This window comes from uncultured Microbacterium sp. (assembly GCF_963528945.1).
GTDB lineage: Bacteria > Actinomycetota > Actinomycetes > Actinomycetales > Microbacteriaceae > Microbacterium.
The window spans coordinates 1,116,738-1,134,387 of record NZ_CAURWX010000001.1 but is presented as its reverse complement, the minus strand read 5'-3'; the positions used below and the strand labels follow the sequence as shown (position 1 = coordinate 1,134,387).

Below are 17,650 nucleotides of genomic sequence, written 5' to 3'. Positions count from 1 at the left end.
CCAGCGTAGTGACGGACGAAACTATCCAACAGGTGTCCGATAAGGCGTATCGTCGGAGGCATCGACGCCGAACGGCGTCACGGAGAGGAAGTCATGACAGAGTTCGAGAACAGTGTCGCCGTCGTCACCGGGGGCGTCTCGGGGATCGGGGCGGCGATCACGCGCCGTCTCGTCGACCGCGGAGCGAAGGTGTTCGTTGCCGACATCAACGCGGATGCCGTGGCCGCCGCCGCCGACACGTTCGGCGAGAACGTCGCCGGCCTGCGGACCGATGTCACCGACGAGGCCTCGATGGAGGCGCTGTTCGCTGCCGCGACCGAGCGCTTTGGGTCCATCGACGCCGTCTACAACGTCGCGGGCGGCTCGAAGCCGGGCAACGTGGTCGACATGGATCTCGCGACGTGGGACTTCAACATCAAACTGAACCTCTACGGTGCCTTCCTCGGAACCAAATTGGGCGCGAAGCACTTCCTCGCCGAGGGCAAGCGCGGCGCGATCGTCAACATCGCGTCGCTGAATTCGCAGGTGCCGATGCACGGGGGAGCGGGCTACTCCACCGCCAAGGCGGGGGTCGTGATGCTCACGAAGAATGCCGCCCTGGAGCTCGGGGAGCAGGGCATCCGCGTGAACGCCGTCTCGCCCGGGCTCGTCGCCACCCCGCTCACCGGCGGGCTGCTGGCCGTGCCCGGCGTGATGGACACGTATCTCGACCGCATCCCGGCGAAGCGCGCGGCCGACCCCGATGAGATCGCCGGCGTCGCCGTCTTCCTCGGCTCGGCCGACGCCTCGTACGTGAATGGCGAGAACATCGTCGTCGACGGCGCCTGGGCGACCACGGGCTACCCGGACCTGCGTCCGTTCCTGGGCTGAGGTCACTCGGTCGGAACCGGGCGCCGAGCGGACGACCACGCCCTCGGCGCCCGGCGCAGCGCGGCGCAATGCGGATGCGCGGCGAACGTGTCGGTCATGTCAAGGCGCTGTCGAGGCGGCAGCCGCCGCGGCTGAATGCTCTCATGACGATCACCAGACGCCTCACGAGGACGACGGGCGCAGCGCTGGCGCGCATCCTCGGCATCTTCCTGCGCGCAGGGATCGGTGTCGTGCTGATCGTGCGGCGCCCCCGTCCCATTCATTCGCGCGGTGCCGTGCTCGACGGGTGGGTGCGCCTCCGCCCACCCCTGCTCGCCGCCGGCCCAGGAGGGGAGGGCTCGACGCGTGCGATCAGGGTCGTCGCCCGCCTATCCCGCTCGATCGGGCTCCCCGACGGACTGCCCGATGTCTACGGACTCGCCGTGCGCGGTGTGATCGACGGCCGCACCGTCGACCTGCAACTCTCCGCGACCGGTGTCGGGGTGCCCGGCCGCTTCCTGCTCGCTCCGCACTTGACGCCGGACCGGGCGACCTACTCGAGCATCCTCCCGGTACGCACGAAGCGCGGACCGATGCTCTTCTGCGCGCGGACCCTTCAGTCGCCGGGGCTTCCGGCCGACCTTCCGGGCATACGTCGGGCCGTGCGCCGCGAGCCCTGGCGTCTGGGACTCTATGCCGCCACTCCCCGCGGGCGCTGGCATCCGATCGGAGAGATCGCGCTGGATGCATCCCGGCCCGAGGACGACCCGACGCTGCGCTTCGACGTCGACCGGCATCCGATTCCGGGCACGGAGCCGTACGGCTGGGTGGCCGCACTGCGTCAACCCGCGTACCGGCTCGCGCAGGGACGGGATCCGGGGGAGCGTACGGATGAGCGTCCAAGCTCGGCGGATACCGGAAACGCAGAAGGCCCGCGATGATCGCAGGCCTTCCGTTTCGATGTGGTGGGCGATACCGGACTCGAACCGATGACCTCTTCCGTGTGAAGGAAGCGCGCTACCAACTGCGCCAATCGCCCAATGCCCCAGGGGGCCGACAACCGATACTACCGGACCCGGAGTCGTGCTCGTGACCAACGAGGGAGACACGCGCGAGATTCGCCCCGGGTTTTGACACTCGGTGATCTTGGGCTAATGTTTCATGAGTGCCCGGGACAACAACCGGGAACGAAATGCGGATGTAGCGCAGTTGGTAGCGCACAACCTTGCCAAGGTTGGGGTCGCGAGTTCGAGTCTCGTCATCCGCTCGAGTGCAGGGGATCTTCGTCAGAAGGTCCACGGCACGTGGGGTCAATCCACACGGTGGCGTGGCCGAGCGGCTAGGCACCGGCCTGCAAAGCCGTTTACACGGGTTCGAATCCCGTCGCCACCTCACCGACAAATGAATAGCCTTTTAGGCGCGATTGGCGCAGCGGTAGCGCGCTTCCCTGACACGGAAGAGGTCACTGGTTCGATCCCAGTATCGCGCACAGACGAAACCCCCGGAATCCCGGGGGTTTCTTCGTTTCCGGGGTCGAGTTTTCGCGTAACTTTCGCTTAGGGGCTTGACGGGCGAACCTCATTTTTCGCCCTCTCCGAGGGGAACATGCGACGTTTTTCGTCGGCCCGCATAGGAGGCTCCATGAGCTTCCCCGTTTCGACCCCCAGCCACCGTCCTTTTCGCGTCCGTTCGGCGGGCGCCCGCGCCCTCGCTGCAGAGCCGGCCGAGCGGGTCTTGTTGTCCATCAAGGAGGCTGCGGCATACCTGTGCGTGTCGGAAAAGACGGTAAGGCGCTACATCGATGCCGGCGTCCTTCGCGCGTGGCGGTTCGGACCCAAGCCTCTACTGCGCATCGAGCTGAGCGACCTGGAAGCGCTGATGGCGCCGGCGCATCCAGCGCACATGTAGAGCGGACAGGGCGATGCCGCTCCGAGCTGTAGGTTGAAGGCGTGCCAAAGCCTCTCTCAATGAACGCCATCCGGAATCGAGCCGCGAAGTTCGCGCTTGACTGGAAGGACAGCCCCGGAGACGAGAAGCAGGACGCGCAGAGTTTCGTTCGTGACCTCCTGGGCGTGTACGGCATCACGGAGACGCGCGCTGCGTTCTACGAGAAGCGTGTGAAGAGGACCTCGACCGGGCGACGGGGGTACATCGACGCGTTGATCCCGGGACGCGCCGCCATCGAGATGAAGTCGCGAGGCGAAGATCTTGCCGCCGCAGAGCGCCAGGCACTCGACTACCTTGACTCCCTCTCCGACACAGAGATGCCGCGCTGGGTCATCAGCTGCGACTTCTCGACCTTCCGCATTCTGGATCTTCACGCCCATGATGCTGATCCTGTCGAGTTCGGACTCGAAGAACTTCGCGACAATGCTGACTCGATGGCGTTCTTCGCCGGATATGGTGGGCACCAGTTCGGCTCGAAAGAGCAGGAAGCCGCGTCCATCAAGGCGGCGAAGCTGATGGCCAGCCTCTACGAAGCGCTCGAGCAGAGTGGCTACGAGGGTCACGAGGCAAGTGTGTTCCTCGTGCGCACACTCTTCGCGCTCTATGCAGATGACTCAGGCGTGTGGGAGCGAGACCTCTTCCTCGAGTTCCTCGAAACACGCACTGCTGAGGACGGATCCGACCTCGGCCCGCAGCTGTCCCTGCTCTACCAAGTGATGGGCAAGGAGAAGCGACAGAAGAATCTCGACGAGCTAGTGAGCCGCTTCCCCTACGTCAACGGCGGCGTCTTCGAAGACCCTCTCGACATCCCGTCGTTCGATGCCGTCATGCGTCAGCGTCTGTTGGATGCTGCGAGGTTCAACTGGAGTGCGATCTCTCCGGCTATCTTCGGATCGCTCTTCCAAGCGGTCAAAGACAAGACGGCGCGCCGTCAGCTAGGCGAGCACTACACCACCGAAACGAACATCCTGAAGGTAATCCGTCCCATGTTCCTCGACGACCTGAGGCGCAGGTTCGACGAGGGATTCAACGACGCGAAGGCGCTCACGAAGCTGCGTGCGCGGATGGGTCAGATGCGCTTCCTTGACCCCGCGTGTGGCTGTGGCAACTTCCTCATCATCGCCTTCCGAGAGATGCGCGCGCTCGACTTGGAAATCCTGCAGCGACTTCAGCAGCTAGGCGGGGCCGGTGTGACACTTCTGTTTGCAGAAGAAGATCTGCCGGTCCGCCTAGAGAACTTCCACGGCATCGAGCTGGAGGAATGGCCAGCGCAAATCGCGAGCACGGCGCTTCACTTGGTTCAGCACCAAGCGAACATGGCGATGGAACTCGCGCTCGGACAGGCGCCCGATACTCTGCCACTCGACCGCATTCACACGATCCACGTCGGCAACGCCCTGCAAAAGGACTGGTCTGAGGTCGTGCCGCCCGGCGACGAGGTCTATGTCGTGGGCAATCCGCCGTTCATTGGGATGAACCGCATGACATCGGATCAGCAAGCTGACAACCGGCTGACATTCAGCTCCATTGATGCCAAGGGGCTTCGAACAGGTCGACTCGATTACGTGGCCTGCTGGTACGCAAAGGCGATCTCTTACTTGAAGGGCACGAGCGGACGAGCGGCCTTCGTCTCGACCAACTCGATCACCCAGGGTGAGCAAGCGCGGACGATGCTCCCGTTGTTGAGCCGGCATGGCTTCGCGGTGGACTTCGCTCATCGGACGTTCAAATGGACGTCCGAGGCCCCCGGAGCTGCAGCAGTTCACTGCATCGTGGTGGGCTTCTCCGCATCGAGTCGCTCCGGGCGGGGAGCCCGGCTGTTCACATACGACGCGCTCGCTGGTGACCCCACCGAGCTCCCCGTCGCGCGCGTTAACTTCTACCTGGCGGATGGGCCGGATGTCGTCCCTGCCAAGCTCGCAAAGCCGGCCACCCCGGGGATGCCCAACGGCCACAAGGGTAGTCAGCCCACTGATGGCGGGTATCTCATCATCGACGACGGAGATGACCTCGCCGCGCTCCTCGCGGACCCCCACGCTGCGCCGTACATCCGCCGGTTCATCCAAGGCAAGGACATGTTGCAGGGCCAGCCGAAGCGGTGGTGCTTGTGGTTGAAGGACGCCAATCCGAGCGATATCGCTGCTTCGCCGCTCATCAAGGCGCGGTTGGCGGCAGTGCGAGCCGAGAGAAAGAAGTCACCCACGCAGTCGGTGGTTGACTACGCCGACCGGCCAGCGCTCTTCACGCAGAACCGCCAGCCGTCGGGTGGCTACTTCGCGCTGCCGGAGGTGTCTTCGTCGAATCGGCGATGGATCCCAGGTCGATTCATCGAGGATGGATCCGTCGCCGGCAACAAACTGATCATCTTCCCTGACGCTCGAATGTGGCAGGCCGCACTGCTTCAGTCGTCGATGTTCATGGCGTGGGTCGAGACATTCGCTGGTCGACTCAAGTCGGACATTTCGATTTCGCCGGCGCTGGCCTACTTCCCCGTGCCATGGCCGACTGTGAGCGACAACCAGCGAGAGGTTCTAGCGGAGGGGTGGAAGTCGATTGTGGCCGCACGCGACCTGTTTCCGGACGCCACCCTCGCCGACCTGTACGACATTGATGCGATGCCGCACCAGCTTCTGAGCGCGCACGCGGCGCTGGACTCCGTGGTCGACAAGCTCTTCGGTGCTAGGCGAAAGCTGGCGGACAACGCTGAGAGACTGTCCATCCTGTTGAAGCGCTATGACGAGGCCAACTCGAGCGGACAGCTGGCGATGCCAGCTGCGAAAGCACGTTCTTCGAGGAATTAGAGCGAACTCAGGGCTGCGTCCACTTCACGCACGACTCGCCCCCACCGTTGCGTACCTCGACGAGCACGTACCCATCATCGACAGGCCGGCCCTTGCGCATCCCAATGAGCTCGACGGACCAGATCTCCGATGTGTCAGTCGTCTCGATGAGGGTCGCATCCCGGAGCTCCCACTTTTCCCAAGGGGATGCCTGCCCGAGGCACTGAGCGGACGCATCGCCGTCGAGCCACTGCGCTGCAAGGGAGCGGGCGTCGTCGCCGGGACCGGCGCAGGATGTGAGGGTGAGGACCAGGGCCGACGCAGCGACAGCTGTGATGAACTTCTTCATGACCGCCTCATGCGCGGTCCCATGTGTAGGTCGCACCGCGTGGTTGCCCGCAACGACGAAAGACCCCTCTCCCAGGTCAGGAGAGGGGGTCAGGTTCAGCCGTCGAGGCCAGTGCGCTCGCGGTAGTCATCGCGGGTCTCACCAGGAAGCGGCGCCGGCGCCACGACCGTGTGAGCGATGTACATCGGCTGCTTCGGGTTGCCGAGCAACCAACCGATGCCCTGCCAGCGCTTGGACGCCCACGTGACGAGCGCCCAGTACGCGGCCGCGACGACGGCGGTGAGGGCCGATGCGAGCTGGAGCTCCGTTCCCACCGGCAGAACGATGCCGAGGGTGACGAGCCAGCTGACGAGCGCGCCGACGCCGAGGGGGACGGAGGTGCGGATGAAGCCGACGATGTTGTCGGAGAGGGTCATGACGGGTCCTTTCAGAGCGGCGGGGCGAGTTCGCCTGGCCACGTGGGGCGGTCTGCGACCTGGTCGCCGGGCCAGCGGGTGTGGAGGGTGGATGCGTGCCGGTGAGCGAGGCCGTACTGCGCATGGCGAGTGTCGGATTCGGCGCGCACGGCGCTGAGCTCGGCTTTCACGGTGGCGATCTCGGCGCGGCCCTCGCGGGCGATGTCGAGGGCGAGCTCACCGGAGGTCTGCTCACGGGTGAGGGTGGCTGTCCGGCGGGCTGTGCGAGCGGAGTGGATGTGGCCGACGACAACGCCAGCGAGTGTGAGGAGCGCGGCGACGATGACGCCGGCGGTCGCGATGAGCTCGCCGGGAACATTGGCGAGGAGAGTGATGAAATCGTGCATCTGTGTGGGTCTCATATCCGTGATACGCCGAGGGTGCCCGTCAAAGACACCCTCGGCGAGAATCACTGCGTTCAGAAGGTTCCGGCGTTCAGTCGGACCTGGAGAGCGCGAGCGGTGTCCGGTCCCCACTGGCCGTCCTGCGCGACACCGAGGTGGCGCTGGAGCCCCTTGCTGGTGTTCGGCCCCATGATCCCGTCAGCGGCGACACCGACGCGGGCCTGGAGCGCCCGGATGGTGTTCGGGCCGATCTGACCGTCAGCAGCCACGCCGAGCGCTACTTGCAGCGCCTTGGTCGTAGCGACGCCCCACTGGCCGTCCACGGCGAGGTTCGGTCCGGCAGGGAAGCCCTTAGCGTCGGAAGCCGGACCCCAGACGCCGTCGGCGACGAGACTGTGTGCGCCTTGCCACGCGCGCACCTTCGCGGTCGTGTCCGGGCCGTAGATGCCGTCCGGGTTCGCTCCGACGAGGCGCTGGATCTCCGCTGTCGGGCGCTTCGTCCGGTTGCCGTTGGACGAGCTGCCAGCTCCGACGACGCGGGAGCGGGTGAAGTAGTTCCAGATGCCGGCGTACGTGTGCACGCCGCGTCCGCTCATGATCTCCATGTGCAGGTGCGGGCCGGTGCTGCGACCGGTAGAACCAACGGCCCCGATGACCGTGCCCTCGCTTACGCGGGTGCCCACTGCGGGGATTGCGTTGAGGTTCGGCTGGTGGCAGTACAGGACGAGCGGGCCGTTGTCGTACTGCACGAGCGTGGAGTAGCCGGCGTTGGCGTTCTGCCAGCGGCGACCGGTGACGATGCCCGGGCCGGAGGCGCGGATGGCGGTGCCGCTGGGGACGGGGAAGTCAACGCCGCTGTGGCCGGCGTAGGTCGTGGGGTTGCTGAAAGGCACGGGAAGCATGGCAGTTCCGTTCTGCGGCGGGGCGGCCGCGGGTGGGGCGCCGGCGAGGATGGTGTTGGCGCGGGTGACGATGTCGTCGAGGCGGGGGAGGAGGTACGGGCCGGGGCAGATGGTCCCGGTGCTGCTGTTCACCTCGCGGTGCCCGACGACGTTGGTGCGGGTCAGCGGGCCCCAGCCGTAGCGGGTGGAGAGATCAGCGGCCAGCTGCGCGAGAACTTCGAGCTGTGCGTCCGTGACTGCCCACTCAGGGGCGGCGGTCGAGTTGACGCTCTCGACGGTGATGGCGTCGCCGTCGTATGCGTGCCCGCCGGTCGTCCATGGGCGGAGCTCTTCGGGGACGATTCCGACGAGCACGGCGGTGTTCAGTAGGCAGTACGTCGCCGAGGTGTCCGCGCTGTTCGTGGCAAGGAACTCCGCATTGCCGTTTGAGGTGGAGCCGCAGTGATGGATGATGAGACGGCGCGGGGTCTTGCCCTGCCGGTCGGAGTGCTTGGTGGTCGCGAGCGTGCGCGTCGCGAGCACGGAGAAGGTCAATGGGTGCCTTTCGGTTGGCGTGATGAACACCGCCTCGGGTGGGCGGTGAAGGGGCGGCGGCTCGATAGAGTTCTGTCGTCAGTGACCGCGGGGAGACAGAGATGTTCGGCAAGAAGCAGAAGGCGACGACGACGCCGGAGGAGGTCGTCGAGGTCCTTGACGCCATCGCTCCGTGGCTTGAGGCCTACGCGTGGAGCGACAACGGGTTCGTTGTCCAGACTCCGCACGTGATGAACCGCGTCTGGGAGCCTCGCGACGACCTGTGGTGGTCCGGTGACCTGTACCAGGTCGGCGAGGAGGACTGGGAGACGTCGGATTGGGTGCAGTCCGGGGTTGGACGCACGGACAGCGCCGCAGCTATCGCTCTCTATGTCCTGGCCTACGCGTGGGAAGGACTGTTCTTCGAGCTGACCGACCGGGGCGACAAGCCGGCGTTCGCCTGGTTACTCAAGACCTCGGAGGTCTTCCTCGGCGCGATGCAGGGGGACTTCCCGGTCCCACTCGACCGCAACGAGCTCATGCTCGCAGCGCACTTCCACCAGGAGACTCAGGCGCGATTGGCAGCGAGCACGAACTGACAGCAGCCGCCCGTGTCGGTGAAGACACGGGCGGGTGCCGGTCAACGGCCAGCGATGAACGCGGTAACGAACGAGAACGCACCGGCACCCTGGGAGGAGACCTGCGAGCTGCCCGTGCGCGTGTTTGGATATGTCGACACGTTGCTCACGGCGCCGGACGGAGTGATCCGCAGACCGTTGGGAAGGATGACCTCGTAGCTCGGGCGATAGCCAGGGGGCAAAATCGCCGCTGTCGCTCCGGTGACTCCGCCGCCGCCAGGACGGCCGCGGAGGCGCACGATCCCGCTTGGAGTCCTGGCGTACTCGAACGGATCAGCGGGGTTCCAGGTGTAGCCATTCATGGGGGTGAGGGGCTTGTACTCGTATTGTTTGGAGCTATTCGGCTGCCAGTGGATGGAGTCCCAATGGGGAGTACTGGTCGCATTGACGCTCAGCAGCCTGGTCGACGCGTCGAGCGTCCCGTGGACGCTGCTACCGAGATGGAAGCCTTGAGTCCGGGATGGTGCCAACTCCGTCGACGGCAGGGTGACGTTGCCGGAGGTGGCCGACCCGATGAAGAACGCGGTGCCCTCACTGCCGACGCCACCTCGCGCCAAGTTGTTGACGTTCCAGAGACTGTGCGTTTGCGTATTCCAGGCGAGCCCGGACAGCGAGATCGTGTTGATGGATCCGTCAACGTTCCGGATGGCTCCGGTGGTGGTGGTGAAGATCGCCCCGTAGGGGATGAGACTCTTCTCGTCACGATAGGACGACCAGCTGTTTGCCCCCGAACGTGCTGGACGGTATGCCCCAGGGATGTACACCGCGATACGCTCATCGGTCAACGGAACCGCCGGGTCACGCTCAAGCACCCCATTGAGGATCACCCACTCACTTGCGGTCTTGCGGATGCTGAACGGCCCGTACCGCGCCGGGTCGTACTCGCGCCATCCCGCGGCAGGCTCGAGAATCTCGATGGACCCTGGCACTTCGCCGGGCTCGGCTGCGATGCGTCCGACGATGAGGTTGCCCACCACGGCGACACGGTCGCCTGCGAATGGAGGGTGCTCACTGATGAAGTCGAGTGGGTCGCTGTACGTGGCCCCGTTGTCGAACGACACGCGGGCGGGGCTTCCGGAGTAGCTGATGTATGCGGGGTGCACGGTGCCGTACCGGACGGAGACCCCGCCCCCACCACCGCCGCCGGAGCCCTTGAACCGTCCGTTTCCACCCACGCGCCCCATAGCCTTCGCGGCCTTGGCGAGCCGTGCCGCGTTGTCGGCGATCTTGTCCATGAGGATGATGTCGATGGTCGGGCTCTCGCCCTTGGTCTTGCGGACCTGAACGCCGGAGACTCGCACGTTCTCACCAGCGCCGCCGCGTCGGACCCATACCCAGTCGCCAAGGTCGTAGTTGACGAGGGGGACCCGGTCGAGTGTCTCGGCGTTCTCGGAGATCGTCAGCTCGGACTTCGGGGCGCCCGCCGCGAGCTCAGCGTCTAGGAGCACGTTGGCTGTGGCGTCGTCGGTCACACCGGATGCGGAGATGGCGCGTTCGAGGACGCCGAGGCCGATGCTGGTGTTGCCGGCCTTTCGGATGAACTTCCCGTCGTCCAGCCGCACCGTGACTGCGGTGGCGGCATCCGTCAGCGACGACCGGAACGGGCGCTCGAGAGCGCGCTTGCCGACGGTGAAGGGGTGCCGGCGGCCGGCGTTCTCCTTGAGGTACAGCACGAGCTCGCGCCCGCGGGTGGTCCAGTCGATGTGCCCGGTGTCGACGAGGACGCCGAGGGTGTCGAGGGCGGACTGGTCCGGCGGCAGGTCGATGGTGACCGCTTTCGGCCAGGCCGCGCCGGTCGAGTCGTGCGTAGCGGTGAACGTCCAGGTGACACCCTCGACGGCACCGCGCGACTTCGCCTCGGTGAGGAGGGTGTGCACGATGTAGCCGGGGGTGACGTCGGTGAACGTCCGGTCGCTCTGCACATCGTGCAGCGCCTTGCTCAGACGGAAGGACACGTACTCGACCACGTCCAGCTGTGTGGCCATGGTCGGGTCCAGCTCGTCGAGGGAGAGGCCCAGCGACGTGAACCGCGACTGCTCACCTTCTGTCCACTTCGTACCGTCCCAGATTTCGAGCGCGAGCTCCTCGCCGGCGCGGAGGGCACCATTCACCTTGCCGTGCTGGGACAGCTGCAGACGGAGCGCGGAGACCTCGCTGAGCGAGGCCGAGTAGTCGACCGAGTCGGCGCGGAGGTGTTCCGGCTTACCGGTGAGGCTGTCACTGACGCGGCGTACGCGGACGTCGAAGGTCATGTCTCCTCCTCAGAGGACGTAGGCGGGGCGAGCCCGGAGGGTCAGCGCGCTGGACTCGCCGCGTCCCATGCTGGTGACGCGCAGCTTCGGCTGAGCGACGAGCGGGTTGGCGGCGCTGATGACAGGGGTCAGGCGCAGGTAAAAGATGTCGGGGCCGGTTTCGAGGCTCGGGGTGACCTCCGTGCCACCGGTGAAGGCGTTGCCTCCGTCCGCGACCTGGAAGGCGCGCCCCGTGGCGAGCTCGTAGCGGATGCTGGCATCGACGGGGACAGCGGAGGTGTAGCGGATCCAGGAGAGCCCTGCGACGTCCTGGACGCGGACGCCGGCGGCGAAGGGGCCGTGCAGCACAAGCGCGCCGTCGGACACCTTGCCGTCTGAGCCGGTGAGCACGTTAACCGTCTGCGTGTTGGAGGCGATGGTCGTGGTTTCGGAGGTCTCGGCTCCGCGGAGCCAGACGCCGGAGATGACGAGCTCAGCGCGGACTTCGTACTCGGGATTGGCGCCCATGCCCACCTTCGTCGGCTCGAAGGAGCGGAGGCTGACCGAAGCGGTGCCCTGTCCCTTGCCGAGAATCAGCGACTCGGAGCGGAGGACGTTGCGCAGGCCGGGGAGCTGCGACTCGTTGATGGACCACACGAGCGTGACGCCGGGGACGTTCTCGACGCCGTCCATCTCGATGGCGCCGTCGTAACCAGGGACGAGGACCTCGGGCCGCGTGATGGTCGTCGAGTAGACGAACTGGCTGTCGTAGGTGAGGTACCAGCCGAGGTCAGGGTTGTCGGCGGGGATGCCGTTGAGCGTGTAGGTCACGGGAAGTCCTTGCGTCGAGCGTGGAAGAGGGAGGTCCCGGGGCGTGCGGGTGAGGTACGCCCCGGGTGTGGGTCACGCGAGTGCGATGTCCGCCCCGATGGCACGGCGGAATCGCTGGAGGCTCTGGGAACCCTTCTCGGCGACCGGATTGATGATGGTGACGTTGGCGGGCTGCTTGCCACCGCCGCTTGCCAGAGCCATCGAGTCGTCGTGCGGGATGATGGTCGCGCCGGGGTTGAAGTGCATGAGCTCGGGACCCTCTTCACCCACCCACGAGAGACCGGACTTGGCGACCGTGCCGCCGTCGGCCATACCGGGGAGCTTCGGCATGTCCATCAGGCCGATGGTGCCGATATTGCCCCAATCCCAGTCGCCGAGGAGGCCGCCGAGCGAGAGCACCCATTCGAGTGCGCGAGCCACGCCGTTGATGGCGTGGATGAGGCCGTTGACGCCGTGAAGGACACCGTTGACTCCGGTGACGAGGATCATTGATGCTGCCCAGCCGATGTTGCTCCAGTTGGTGAAGCCGTCCGTGACGGTAGCGAGGGCAGCGACGAGAAGTCCGACGACGACGATGATGGCGCCGATGATGAGGACCACCGGGTTCGCGGCTGCGGCGGCGTTGAACGCCCACTGTCCAGCTGCGAGCACCGCTAGGGCTGAGGCGATCCCCAGGATGATGGTCGTCACCATGGGGTTGTCCCGAAGCCACCCGAGGACCCCCGTGAGTCCCTGCATGAACTCCCGGAGGGTCGGGAGCATCGGGCGGATCGTGTCAGCGATGGCGACGGTGAGCGTACGGCCGAGACCGTTCAGCATGTCCTCGAGGGACATGGAGGCGTCGGCCATCTCCTGCGCGGTGCCGGTGAACTCTCCGAAGCCTGCTGCTGCGGTGGCCGGGTCCATGGCGGACAGAGCCACGCCGAGGTCTTCGGCCTTCGTTCCGAACAGAGCGACGGAGACGGCCTCCTTGGTGGCCGCGTCACCGATGTTGTTCACGGCGGTGAAGATCTCCGTCATCGCGGCCGCGGCGTCGGGGCCACCAGCTGCGAGTCGGCGGGTCATCTCCTCGCCGCTGACACCGATGGCGGCGTATGCCTCCATGGTCGCCTTCGACTGGTCGATAGACCGGATGCTGAACTCTTTCAACGAGTCCGCCACGAAGTCGGTGTTGCGTGCTCCGGCGTCCATGGCCTGCTTGACCATGCCCATCGCGGTCTCTGCGTCGATGCCGAGCTTCTGGAATTGCCCGGAGTATTCCGTGACGGTGTCGAGGATGTCCTCACCGGAGCTCTCGCCGAACGACTGGAAGGCCTTCGCGATGATGTCGGCTGCCTCGGTGGCGGAGCCGGCCAGCCCCGTGACGACCAGCTTGTTCGTGGCGTCGGAAAGCTGAGCGATGTCCGCACCCGTCTGCTCCGCGATCCCCATGAGCAGAGGACCGAGCTCCTCGAGTTCAGCCTGGGAGACGTCACCCAGCTCGGAAAGCATGGACTGGACGCTGCCGCCAACCTCTCCGAGCGATTCGCCCCAGCCCTGCGCGTACATGTCGGCTGCGACGTCGGCGTACTCAGCTGCGATCTGCGGGGTAACCCCGAGGTTCGCGACGAGGGAGCGTTCGAGGTCCACCTGCTGCATCGCAGTGTCGAGGCCGGACTTGAGCAGCCCGCCGACCGCGCTGCCGATGGCGGCGAACCCTGCCCAGCCCAGGAGCCGCTTGCCGAATCCCTGTACTCGTGACTGGGCGCCGTTCTCGACCTGTGTGCCGATCTGCGCGCCGGCGGCGTTTGCCTGGGTGGACGCTGACCCGAGGGCCTCGCCGATCTCGTCGGCGAGGGAGTCGGTCTTGGCGTGGAAGTCGACGTAGCCGGCGACGACCGGGATGCCGTTAGGGGTGTCAGCCATCGCTGTGTCCTTCGCTTTCAGCGGCCCACGCGAGGACGTCCGCGATGGGGAGGGCCTCGCCGCGGGTGCGGGATTCTGTGGCGCCGCCCGGGGTGAGGGGCTTCGGCCGGGGGTGGGGGTCGAGCTTGCGTGCCTTGCCGCCGTTGACGGTGATGATGACGCCGGCGACCTGTCCCAGGCGGTCGAACGAGTTGGCGAGCAGCGCGTCGGTCTGCGACCAGTTGTGTCCGTGGAGGACGCGGTAGAGGGCGGCGTCCGGGCGGTGCACGGCGGCCTTCACGAATGCCCACGCGTCGTCGTAGCTGAGGTGCGGCCCTACGTCGTCGTAGCGGAGACCAGCCGCGAGGAGGTCTGCACGCAGCGCATCCTCACGGTCCGGGTCTTCGCTCAGGAAGCCGCAGAGCCCTGCGATTTTCCCGACGTGGCCTCCGCCTGGCGGCGCCAGAGCTTGAGGAACCGCTGCAGCTCGACGTAGCCGAGCTTCTCGAGACCGGTACGGCCTTCGACGGTGTCGGCGATGTCGTAGATGAGGTGGAGCATGCCGAGGGCTTCGTCGCCTTCGGCGTCGGTGAGTGCTCGCAGTGCGACCAGGACGGGCAGCGGAACGAACCCCTGCGCGGGCACCTCGATGATGGTTCCGGCGATGGTGCGGAAGGTGAATCGGTGCTGGTTCTTGCTCTTCTTCTCCTGTGGGAGCCGGTCGGTGGTCGGAGGGGTGTTGGTCTTTGCCATGGGGCGTGTCCTTGCCGTGGAATGCCGTGGGAGGGGGGAAGACGCAGGGGCGTCGGCCACGGCAACCGACGCCCCTGCGGGCTGATGGGCTTACTCGCCCTCGCCCGGGGTGAGAACCTCCGGGACGGTCGAGCCGGCCTTGAACTCGTACCCGTAGACCAGGTCCGCGTCCGGGGCGCACTCGAGCGTGATCTCGTACGTCGTGGGGCTCTCGACGTTGTAGACGACGTCGCCGGTCTCGACGATCTGCGCCTTCGGGAGGTACAGGCGCACCTTCACGCCACCGTCCACGAAGTGGTTCGCCCACGACTGGTGCGGGAGCTCCGTCTTGCGGTACTTGCGGATCACGTCGCCGTTCTCGGCGAGGGAGACGTTGTCCATGCCGTACATCAGCTGGAACGTCTTGAACGTCGGGGCGAGGAGCGTCATCGTGACGCGCACGCCGTACTCGGTGATGATGGTGCGGATGATGGCGCCGGTCGCGTCACGCACGGGCGACGTGGACTTCGTCTCGGACACGGTCACGCCGTCGAGGGAGATGAGGCCGGCGTTGGTGAAGCCGTTGGTGAGGGGCGTGGTCGCGTCGGTCGGTGCGGCCGCGGTGAGCGGACCGACCTGGAAGTAGCCGCCCGCCTGCGAAGCGTCGGCGCCGGCAACGAGGATGTCGGTCATGAGAATGATCCGTTCTGCGGCATGGTGCCGCGGGTTGTGAGCTGGTGCGACTGCGAGTAGCTGGGAGCACCGGTGTCGGGGTGATGCCGTGGAGTGGGGCGGCTCGTCTCACGCACGCGGCGGACGGCCGGGACACGGTCGGGCATGGCGGTGACGAGCGCGCGGATGAGGGAGGCGACTCGTGACGCTTCGACGGAGTCCTCGTCGATGCCGAAGTGGTTCTCGATGGCGAACAGCGCCTCGTCGATGACGGTGTCCCGCTGCCCACCCCCAAGGAGGCGAACCCGGACATACGCGGCGAGCGGGTGCCCGTCGGCGCCACGGGGGACGTCGGTCGAGACAGGCAGGTCGATGCCGAACGTCGGAAGCGTGGTGCGGAGGTAGCTGACGAGCAGAGCCTCCGGGTCATCGAACAGAACGAACATCAGCGGACTCCTCGCGACTTGACGGTGTTGAACGCGCGCTCAAGGGTGTGGTCGTCGTGCTCGGCGCGGACGGCGGCGTGCGTGTAGGTGCGGACGGAGGTTCGGTAGCTGCCTCGCGGGTTGTTCTCCCGGCTGGTATTACCGTCCGTGCGGAAGTGGAACTCGGTGGCTCCGGGCGACTCGGTCATGTGGGACTCGGCTTCGCGCTGAACGGCGTCGGCGAAGTTCCAGAGAACCTCTGCGAGGGCCGGGTCGTGGCGGATGGCGCGTGGCGCGCCTCGCACGAACGCCCAACCGATCCGGCCGTTCCGGGCGCGGCTTCGAGCGAGAGCGTGAGCGCGGGGGAGGTTCCGGAGAAGCTGGCCCCTGTCGCTGCGCGCTCGGGCACGCGCCTCCGCCATGCCTTCAGCGCGGGTGACGTCATCGGGCGTACTCACACCGACCTCGCCTTCAGCAGCACCTGCGCGTGGGCGACGGAGCCGGTGACACCTCGGTAGACGAGCGGCACTCCGACGACATCGAGGGTGAGTGCGCGGCCGCGAGGATCTGTCCAGCGGACACGGTCGCCGGCGTCGAGGTCGATGTCAGCGGGCCCATGGAGCCGGTGAGTGACTTCCGTGGTTCCGTCGTCCTCGGTGCCAGACACCGCGATGATCCGCAGGCGGGTGAGCGGGAGCTCGTCCGGTGCGGTCCAGGTGGGCTTGCCGACGCCATGGGCGCTCGTGGAGATCGCGGGGCGGAGCCGGGTGGCGATGTCACGGTAGAACGACCGCATCAGGCCACCATGTGGATGACGCGGATACCGCGACGACGGCGACGCTGAGCGTCGAGGACGCCCTGTTCGCTTCGGGTGAGAGCGGAGACACCCGCCCAGGCGTCGGCTCCGTAGCTGACGGTCTCGCCGCCTGCGCCTTCGGACGTGACGCCCTGTGCCAGCGCGGACTCGGGGTCGATCCCGGCGAGACGCTGCGCGACGCCGGCGGTGAGCTCGATGAGCCAGTCCTGCCCGTCCACGCTGTCGATGAACGAGTCACCGGCGTAGGAGCGGATCCGGACGGACGCCCGCGCGAGGAATGTCGCGGGGACGTCATACCCTAGGGCTGTCGCCTGCTCGGGGGTGCACAGTGCGGGGGCCATGGTGGACTCCTTAGGTGGCGATGGGGAGTGACCCCGGCCTGCGGGGGCAGGCCGGGGTCAGGGGGGTCAGCCCTCGGACGGAGCGGTGCTCGGCTTGGTGAAGCCGGACGTGTGGACCGCGGCGGGGCGCGTGACCTTCACGCCGTAGACCGACAGCGAGCGGACGATGTCCGCGAAGCCGTCACCGGCGCGGACCGCCTCGGTCTTGTCGATCTGGCCGGCGAACGCCGCAGCGGCCTCGTGGTACGCGACGAACGCCGCGCCCGTGATGCCGGCGGGGAAGCCGTTGGACCAGATGACGGTGAAGCCGGCGACCTCACCGACCTTGTTCTTGCGCAGCTCGTCGCCACCGGACTGGACGGCGGTGCTGTCGCCGAGCCACTCGGTGATGAGCGCCTTCGCGGCCGGGTTCACCAGGAGGTAGCGGCCGTCCTCGGGGACCTCCGCGTTGTCCATGGCCGTCGCCAGCGCGCGGACGGCGGTCTTCGCCTTCGTGACGTTGTCCACGGCTGCCGTGGCGCCCTGGGTACCGCCGGAGATGAGCGCGGCGATGGCGGCGCGGTCGGCGTCGCGGGCGAGGGCGGTGCCCTGCAGGTCGGTGAACTGCGAGAGCGAGCCGGCGGCCTGACGCTCATCGACGTCGTCCACGCGCTCGGCGACGGCCTTCTCCTGGTCGATGAGGACGGTCACGTCGTCACCGGAGATCTCGGCGCCCTCGATGCGGCGGCCGGCGGCCTTGTAGTCGATGACCTCGGGGAGCGAGGCGCCGATGATCTTCACGGCGTTGCCCGTACGGATCTCGCCGTCGGGGATGGGGGTCAGCGTCGGGATGACGACCTGGCCGCGGTGGAAGGCGACCTGCACCTCGGCGCGGGTCAGTTCGGGGATGAAGTTCTCAACGGACATGGGTGGGGTTCTCGTTTCTGAGAGAGAGAGAGGA

Annotated in this window: 20 protein-coding genes and 4 tRNA genes; 8 read left to right on the top strand and 16 right to left on the bottom strand. The window is 66.8% G+C overall.

What is annotated here, in order from left to right:
• Window positions 1-93 precede the first annotated feature (93 nt).
• A complete protein-coding gene (locus RWS82_RS05365) occupies window positions 94-870 on the top strand; it encodes an SDR family oxidoreductase (protein ID WP_314647625.1) in 777 nt (258 codons plus the stop codon).
• Between the two features lie 143 nt (window positions 871-1,013).
• The gene (locus RWS82_RS05360; RefSeq protein ID WP_314647623.1) at window positions 1,014-1,790 is read left to right on the top strand and encodes a hypothetical protein; all 777 of its coding nucleotides are present in this window, start codon (window positions 1,014-1,016) and stop codon (window positions 1,788-1,790) included.
• Between the two features lie 22 nt (window positions 1,791-1,812).
• Here the strand turns inward: RWS82_RS05360 and RWS82_RS05355 are convergent.
• Window positions 1,813-1,888, bottom strand: a tRNA-Val gene (locus RWS82_RS05355).
• A 155-nt stretch (window positions 1,889-2,043) separates the two neighbouring features.
• Between RWS82_RS05355 and RWS82_RS05350 the strand changes: the two genes are divergently transcribed.
• From RWS82_RS05350 to RWS82_RS05330, 5 genes are all read left to right on the top strand, one after another.
• Window positions 2,044-2,116, top strand: a tRNA-Gly gene (locus tag RWS82_RS05350).
• 54 nt (window positions 2,117-2,170) lie between these two features.
• Window positions 2,171-2,241: transfer RNA gene (locus RWS82_RS05345), tRNA-Cys, on the top strand.
• Between the two features lie 25 nt (window positions 2,242-2,266).
• Window positions 2,267-2,338, top strand: a tRNA-Val gene (locus tag RWS82_RS05340).
• Window positions 2,339-2,490: 152 nt separating this feature from the next.
• Window positions 2,491-2,757, top strand: a complete 267-nt coding sequence (locus RWS82_RS05335) for a helix-turn-helix domain-containing protein (RefSeq protein WP_314647621.1) — start codon at window positions 2,491-2,493, stop codon at window positions 2,755-2,757.
• 59 nt (window positions 2,758-2,816) lie between these two features.
• Window positions 2,817-5,597, top strand: coding sequence for a DNA methyltransferase (locus RWS82_RS05330; RefSeq protein ID WP_314647620.1), 2,781 nt, complete (start codon window positions 2,817-2,819; stop codon window positions 5,595-5,597).
• Window positions 5,598-5,604: 7 nt separating this feature from the next.
• Here the strand turns inward: RWS82_RS05330 and RWS82_RS05325 are convergent, their stop codons facing one another.
• The 4 genes from RWS82_RS05325 to RWS82_RS05310 all read right to left on the bottom strand — a co-directional run bounded on the left by RWS82_RS05325 (window position 5,605) and on the right by RWS82_RS05310 (window position 8,160).
• Complete coding sequence (locus RWS82_RS05325) at window positions 5,605-5,925, bottom strand: hypothetical protein (RefSeq protein ID WP_314647618.1); 321 nt, start codon at window positions 5,923-5,925, stop codon at window positions 5,605-5,607.
• 95 nt (window positions 5,926-6,020) lie between these two features.
• Window positions 6,021-6,341: a hypothetical protein gene (locus RWS82_RS05320; RefSeq protein ID WP_314647617.1), complete on the bottom strand. Its 321-nt coding sequence runs from the start codon at window positions 6,339-6,341 to the stop codon at window positions 6,021-6,023.
• Window positions 6,342-6,352: 11 nt separating this feature from the next.
• Window positions 6,353-6,727, bottom strand: a complete 375-nt coding sequence (locus RWS82_RS05315) for a hypothetical protein (protein ID WP_314647615.1) — start codon at window positions 6,725-6,727, stop codon at window positions 6,353-6,355.
• Between the two features lie 71 nt (window positions 6,728-6,798).
• Window positions 6,799-8,160 (bottom strand): peptidoglycan DD-metalloendopeptidase family protein, encoded by a 1,362-nt coding sequence (locus tag RWS82_RS05310; protein ID WP_314647612.1) that lies wholly within the window; start codon window positions 8,158-8,160, stop codon window positions 6,799-6,801.
• A gap of 101 nt (window positions 8,161-8,261) precedes the next feature.
• On the opposite strand from RWS82_RS05310, the gene RWS82_RS05305 reads away from it, so the two are divergent.
• Window positions 8,262-8,738, top strand: a complete 477-nt coding sequence (locus tag RWS82_RS05305) for a hypothetical protein (protein WP_314647610.1) — start codon at window positions 8,262-8,264, stop codon at window positions 8,736-8,738.
• Window positions 8,739-8,779: 41 nt separating this feature from the next.
• Here the strand turns inward: RWS82_RS05305 and RWS82_RS05300 are convergent, their stop codons facing one another.
• The 11 genes from RWS82_RS05300 to RWS82_RS05250 form a co-directional block, all read right to left on the bottom strand.
• Complete coding sequence (locus RWS82_RS05300) at window positions 8,780-11,029, bottom strand: hypothetical protein (protein WP_314647609.1); 2,250 nt, start codon at window positions 11,027-11,029, stop codon at window positions 8,780-8,782.
• 9 nt (window positions 11,030-11,038) lie between these two features.
• On the bottom strand, window positions 11,039-11,839 hold the full coding sequence (locus RWS82_RS05295) for a hypothetical protein (RefSeq protein WP_314647608.1): 801 nt from the start codon (window positions 11,837-11,839) through the stop codon (window positions 11,039-11,041).
• A gap of 72 nt (window positions 11,840-11,911) precedes the next feature.
• Entirely contained in the window at window positions 11,912-13,744 is a 1,833-nt protein-coding gene (locus RWS82_RS05290; protein WP_314647606.1) for a phage tail tape measure protein, read from the bottom strand.
• Window positions 13,737-14,012: a hypothetical protein gene (locus RWS82_RS05285; RefSeq protein WP_314647604.1), complete on the bottom strand. Its 276-nt coding sequence runs from the start codon at window positions 14,010-14,012 to the stop codon at window positions 13,737-13,739. Before RWS82_RS05285 ends, RWS82_RS05290 begins: the two co-directional genes overlap by 8 nt.
• Before the next feature lie 119 nt (window positions 14,013-14,131).
• Complete coding sequence (locus tag RWS82_RS05280) at window positions 14,132-14,476, bottom strand: hypothetical protein (RefSeq protein WP_314647602.1); 345 nt, start codon at window positions 14,474-14,476, stop codon at window positions 14,132-14,134.
• 90 nt (window positions 14,477-14,566) lie between these two features.
• Window positions 14,567-15,148 (bottom strand): hypothetical protein, encoded by a 582-nt coding sequence (locus tag RWS82_RS05275; protein ID WP_314647600.1) that lies wholly within the window; start codon window positions 15,146-15,148, stop codon window positions 14,567-14,569.
• Window positions 15,145-15,573 (bottom strand): hypothetical protein, encoded by a 429-nt coding sequence (locus tag RWS82_RS05270; protein WP_314647599.1) that lies wholly within the window; start codon window positions 15,571-15,573, stop codon window positions 15,145-15,147. Before RWS82_RS05270 ends, RWS82_RS05275 begins: the two co-directional genes overlap by 4 nt.
• Entirely contained in the window at window positions 15,573-15,761 is a 189-nt protein-coding gene (locus RWS82_RS05265) for a hypothetical protein (protein ID WP_314647598.1), read from the bottom strand. Before RWS82_RS05265 ends, RWS82_RS05270 begins: the two co-directional genes overlap by 1 nt.
• Before the next feature lie 245 nt (window positions 15,762-16,006).
• Entirely contained in the window at window positions 16,007-16,348 is a 342-nt protein-coding gene (locus RWS82_RS05260; protein ID WP_314647597.1) for a hypothetical protein, read from the bottom strand.
• Window positions 16,348-16,710 carry a hypothetical protein gene (locus RWS82_RS05255; protein WP_314647596.1) on the bottom strand — a complete coding sequence of 121 codons (363 nt, stop codon included), beginning with the start codon at window positions 16,708-16,710 and terminating at the stop codon, window positions 16,348-16,350. Before RWS82_RS05255 ends, RWS82_RS05260 begins: the two co-directional genes overlap by 1 nt.
• 66 nt (window positions 16,711-16,776) lie before the next feature.
• Entirely contained in the window at window positions 16,777-17,616 is an 840-nt protein-coding gene (locus tag RWS82_RS05250; protein ID WP_314647594.1) for a hypothetical protein, read from the bottom strand.
• Window positions 17,617-17,650 lie beyond the last annotated feature (34 nt).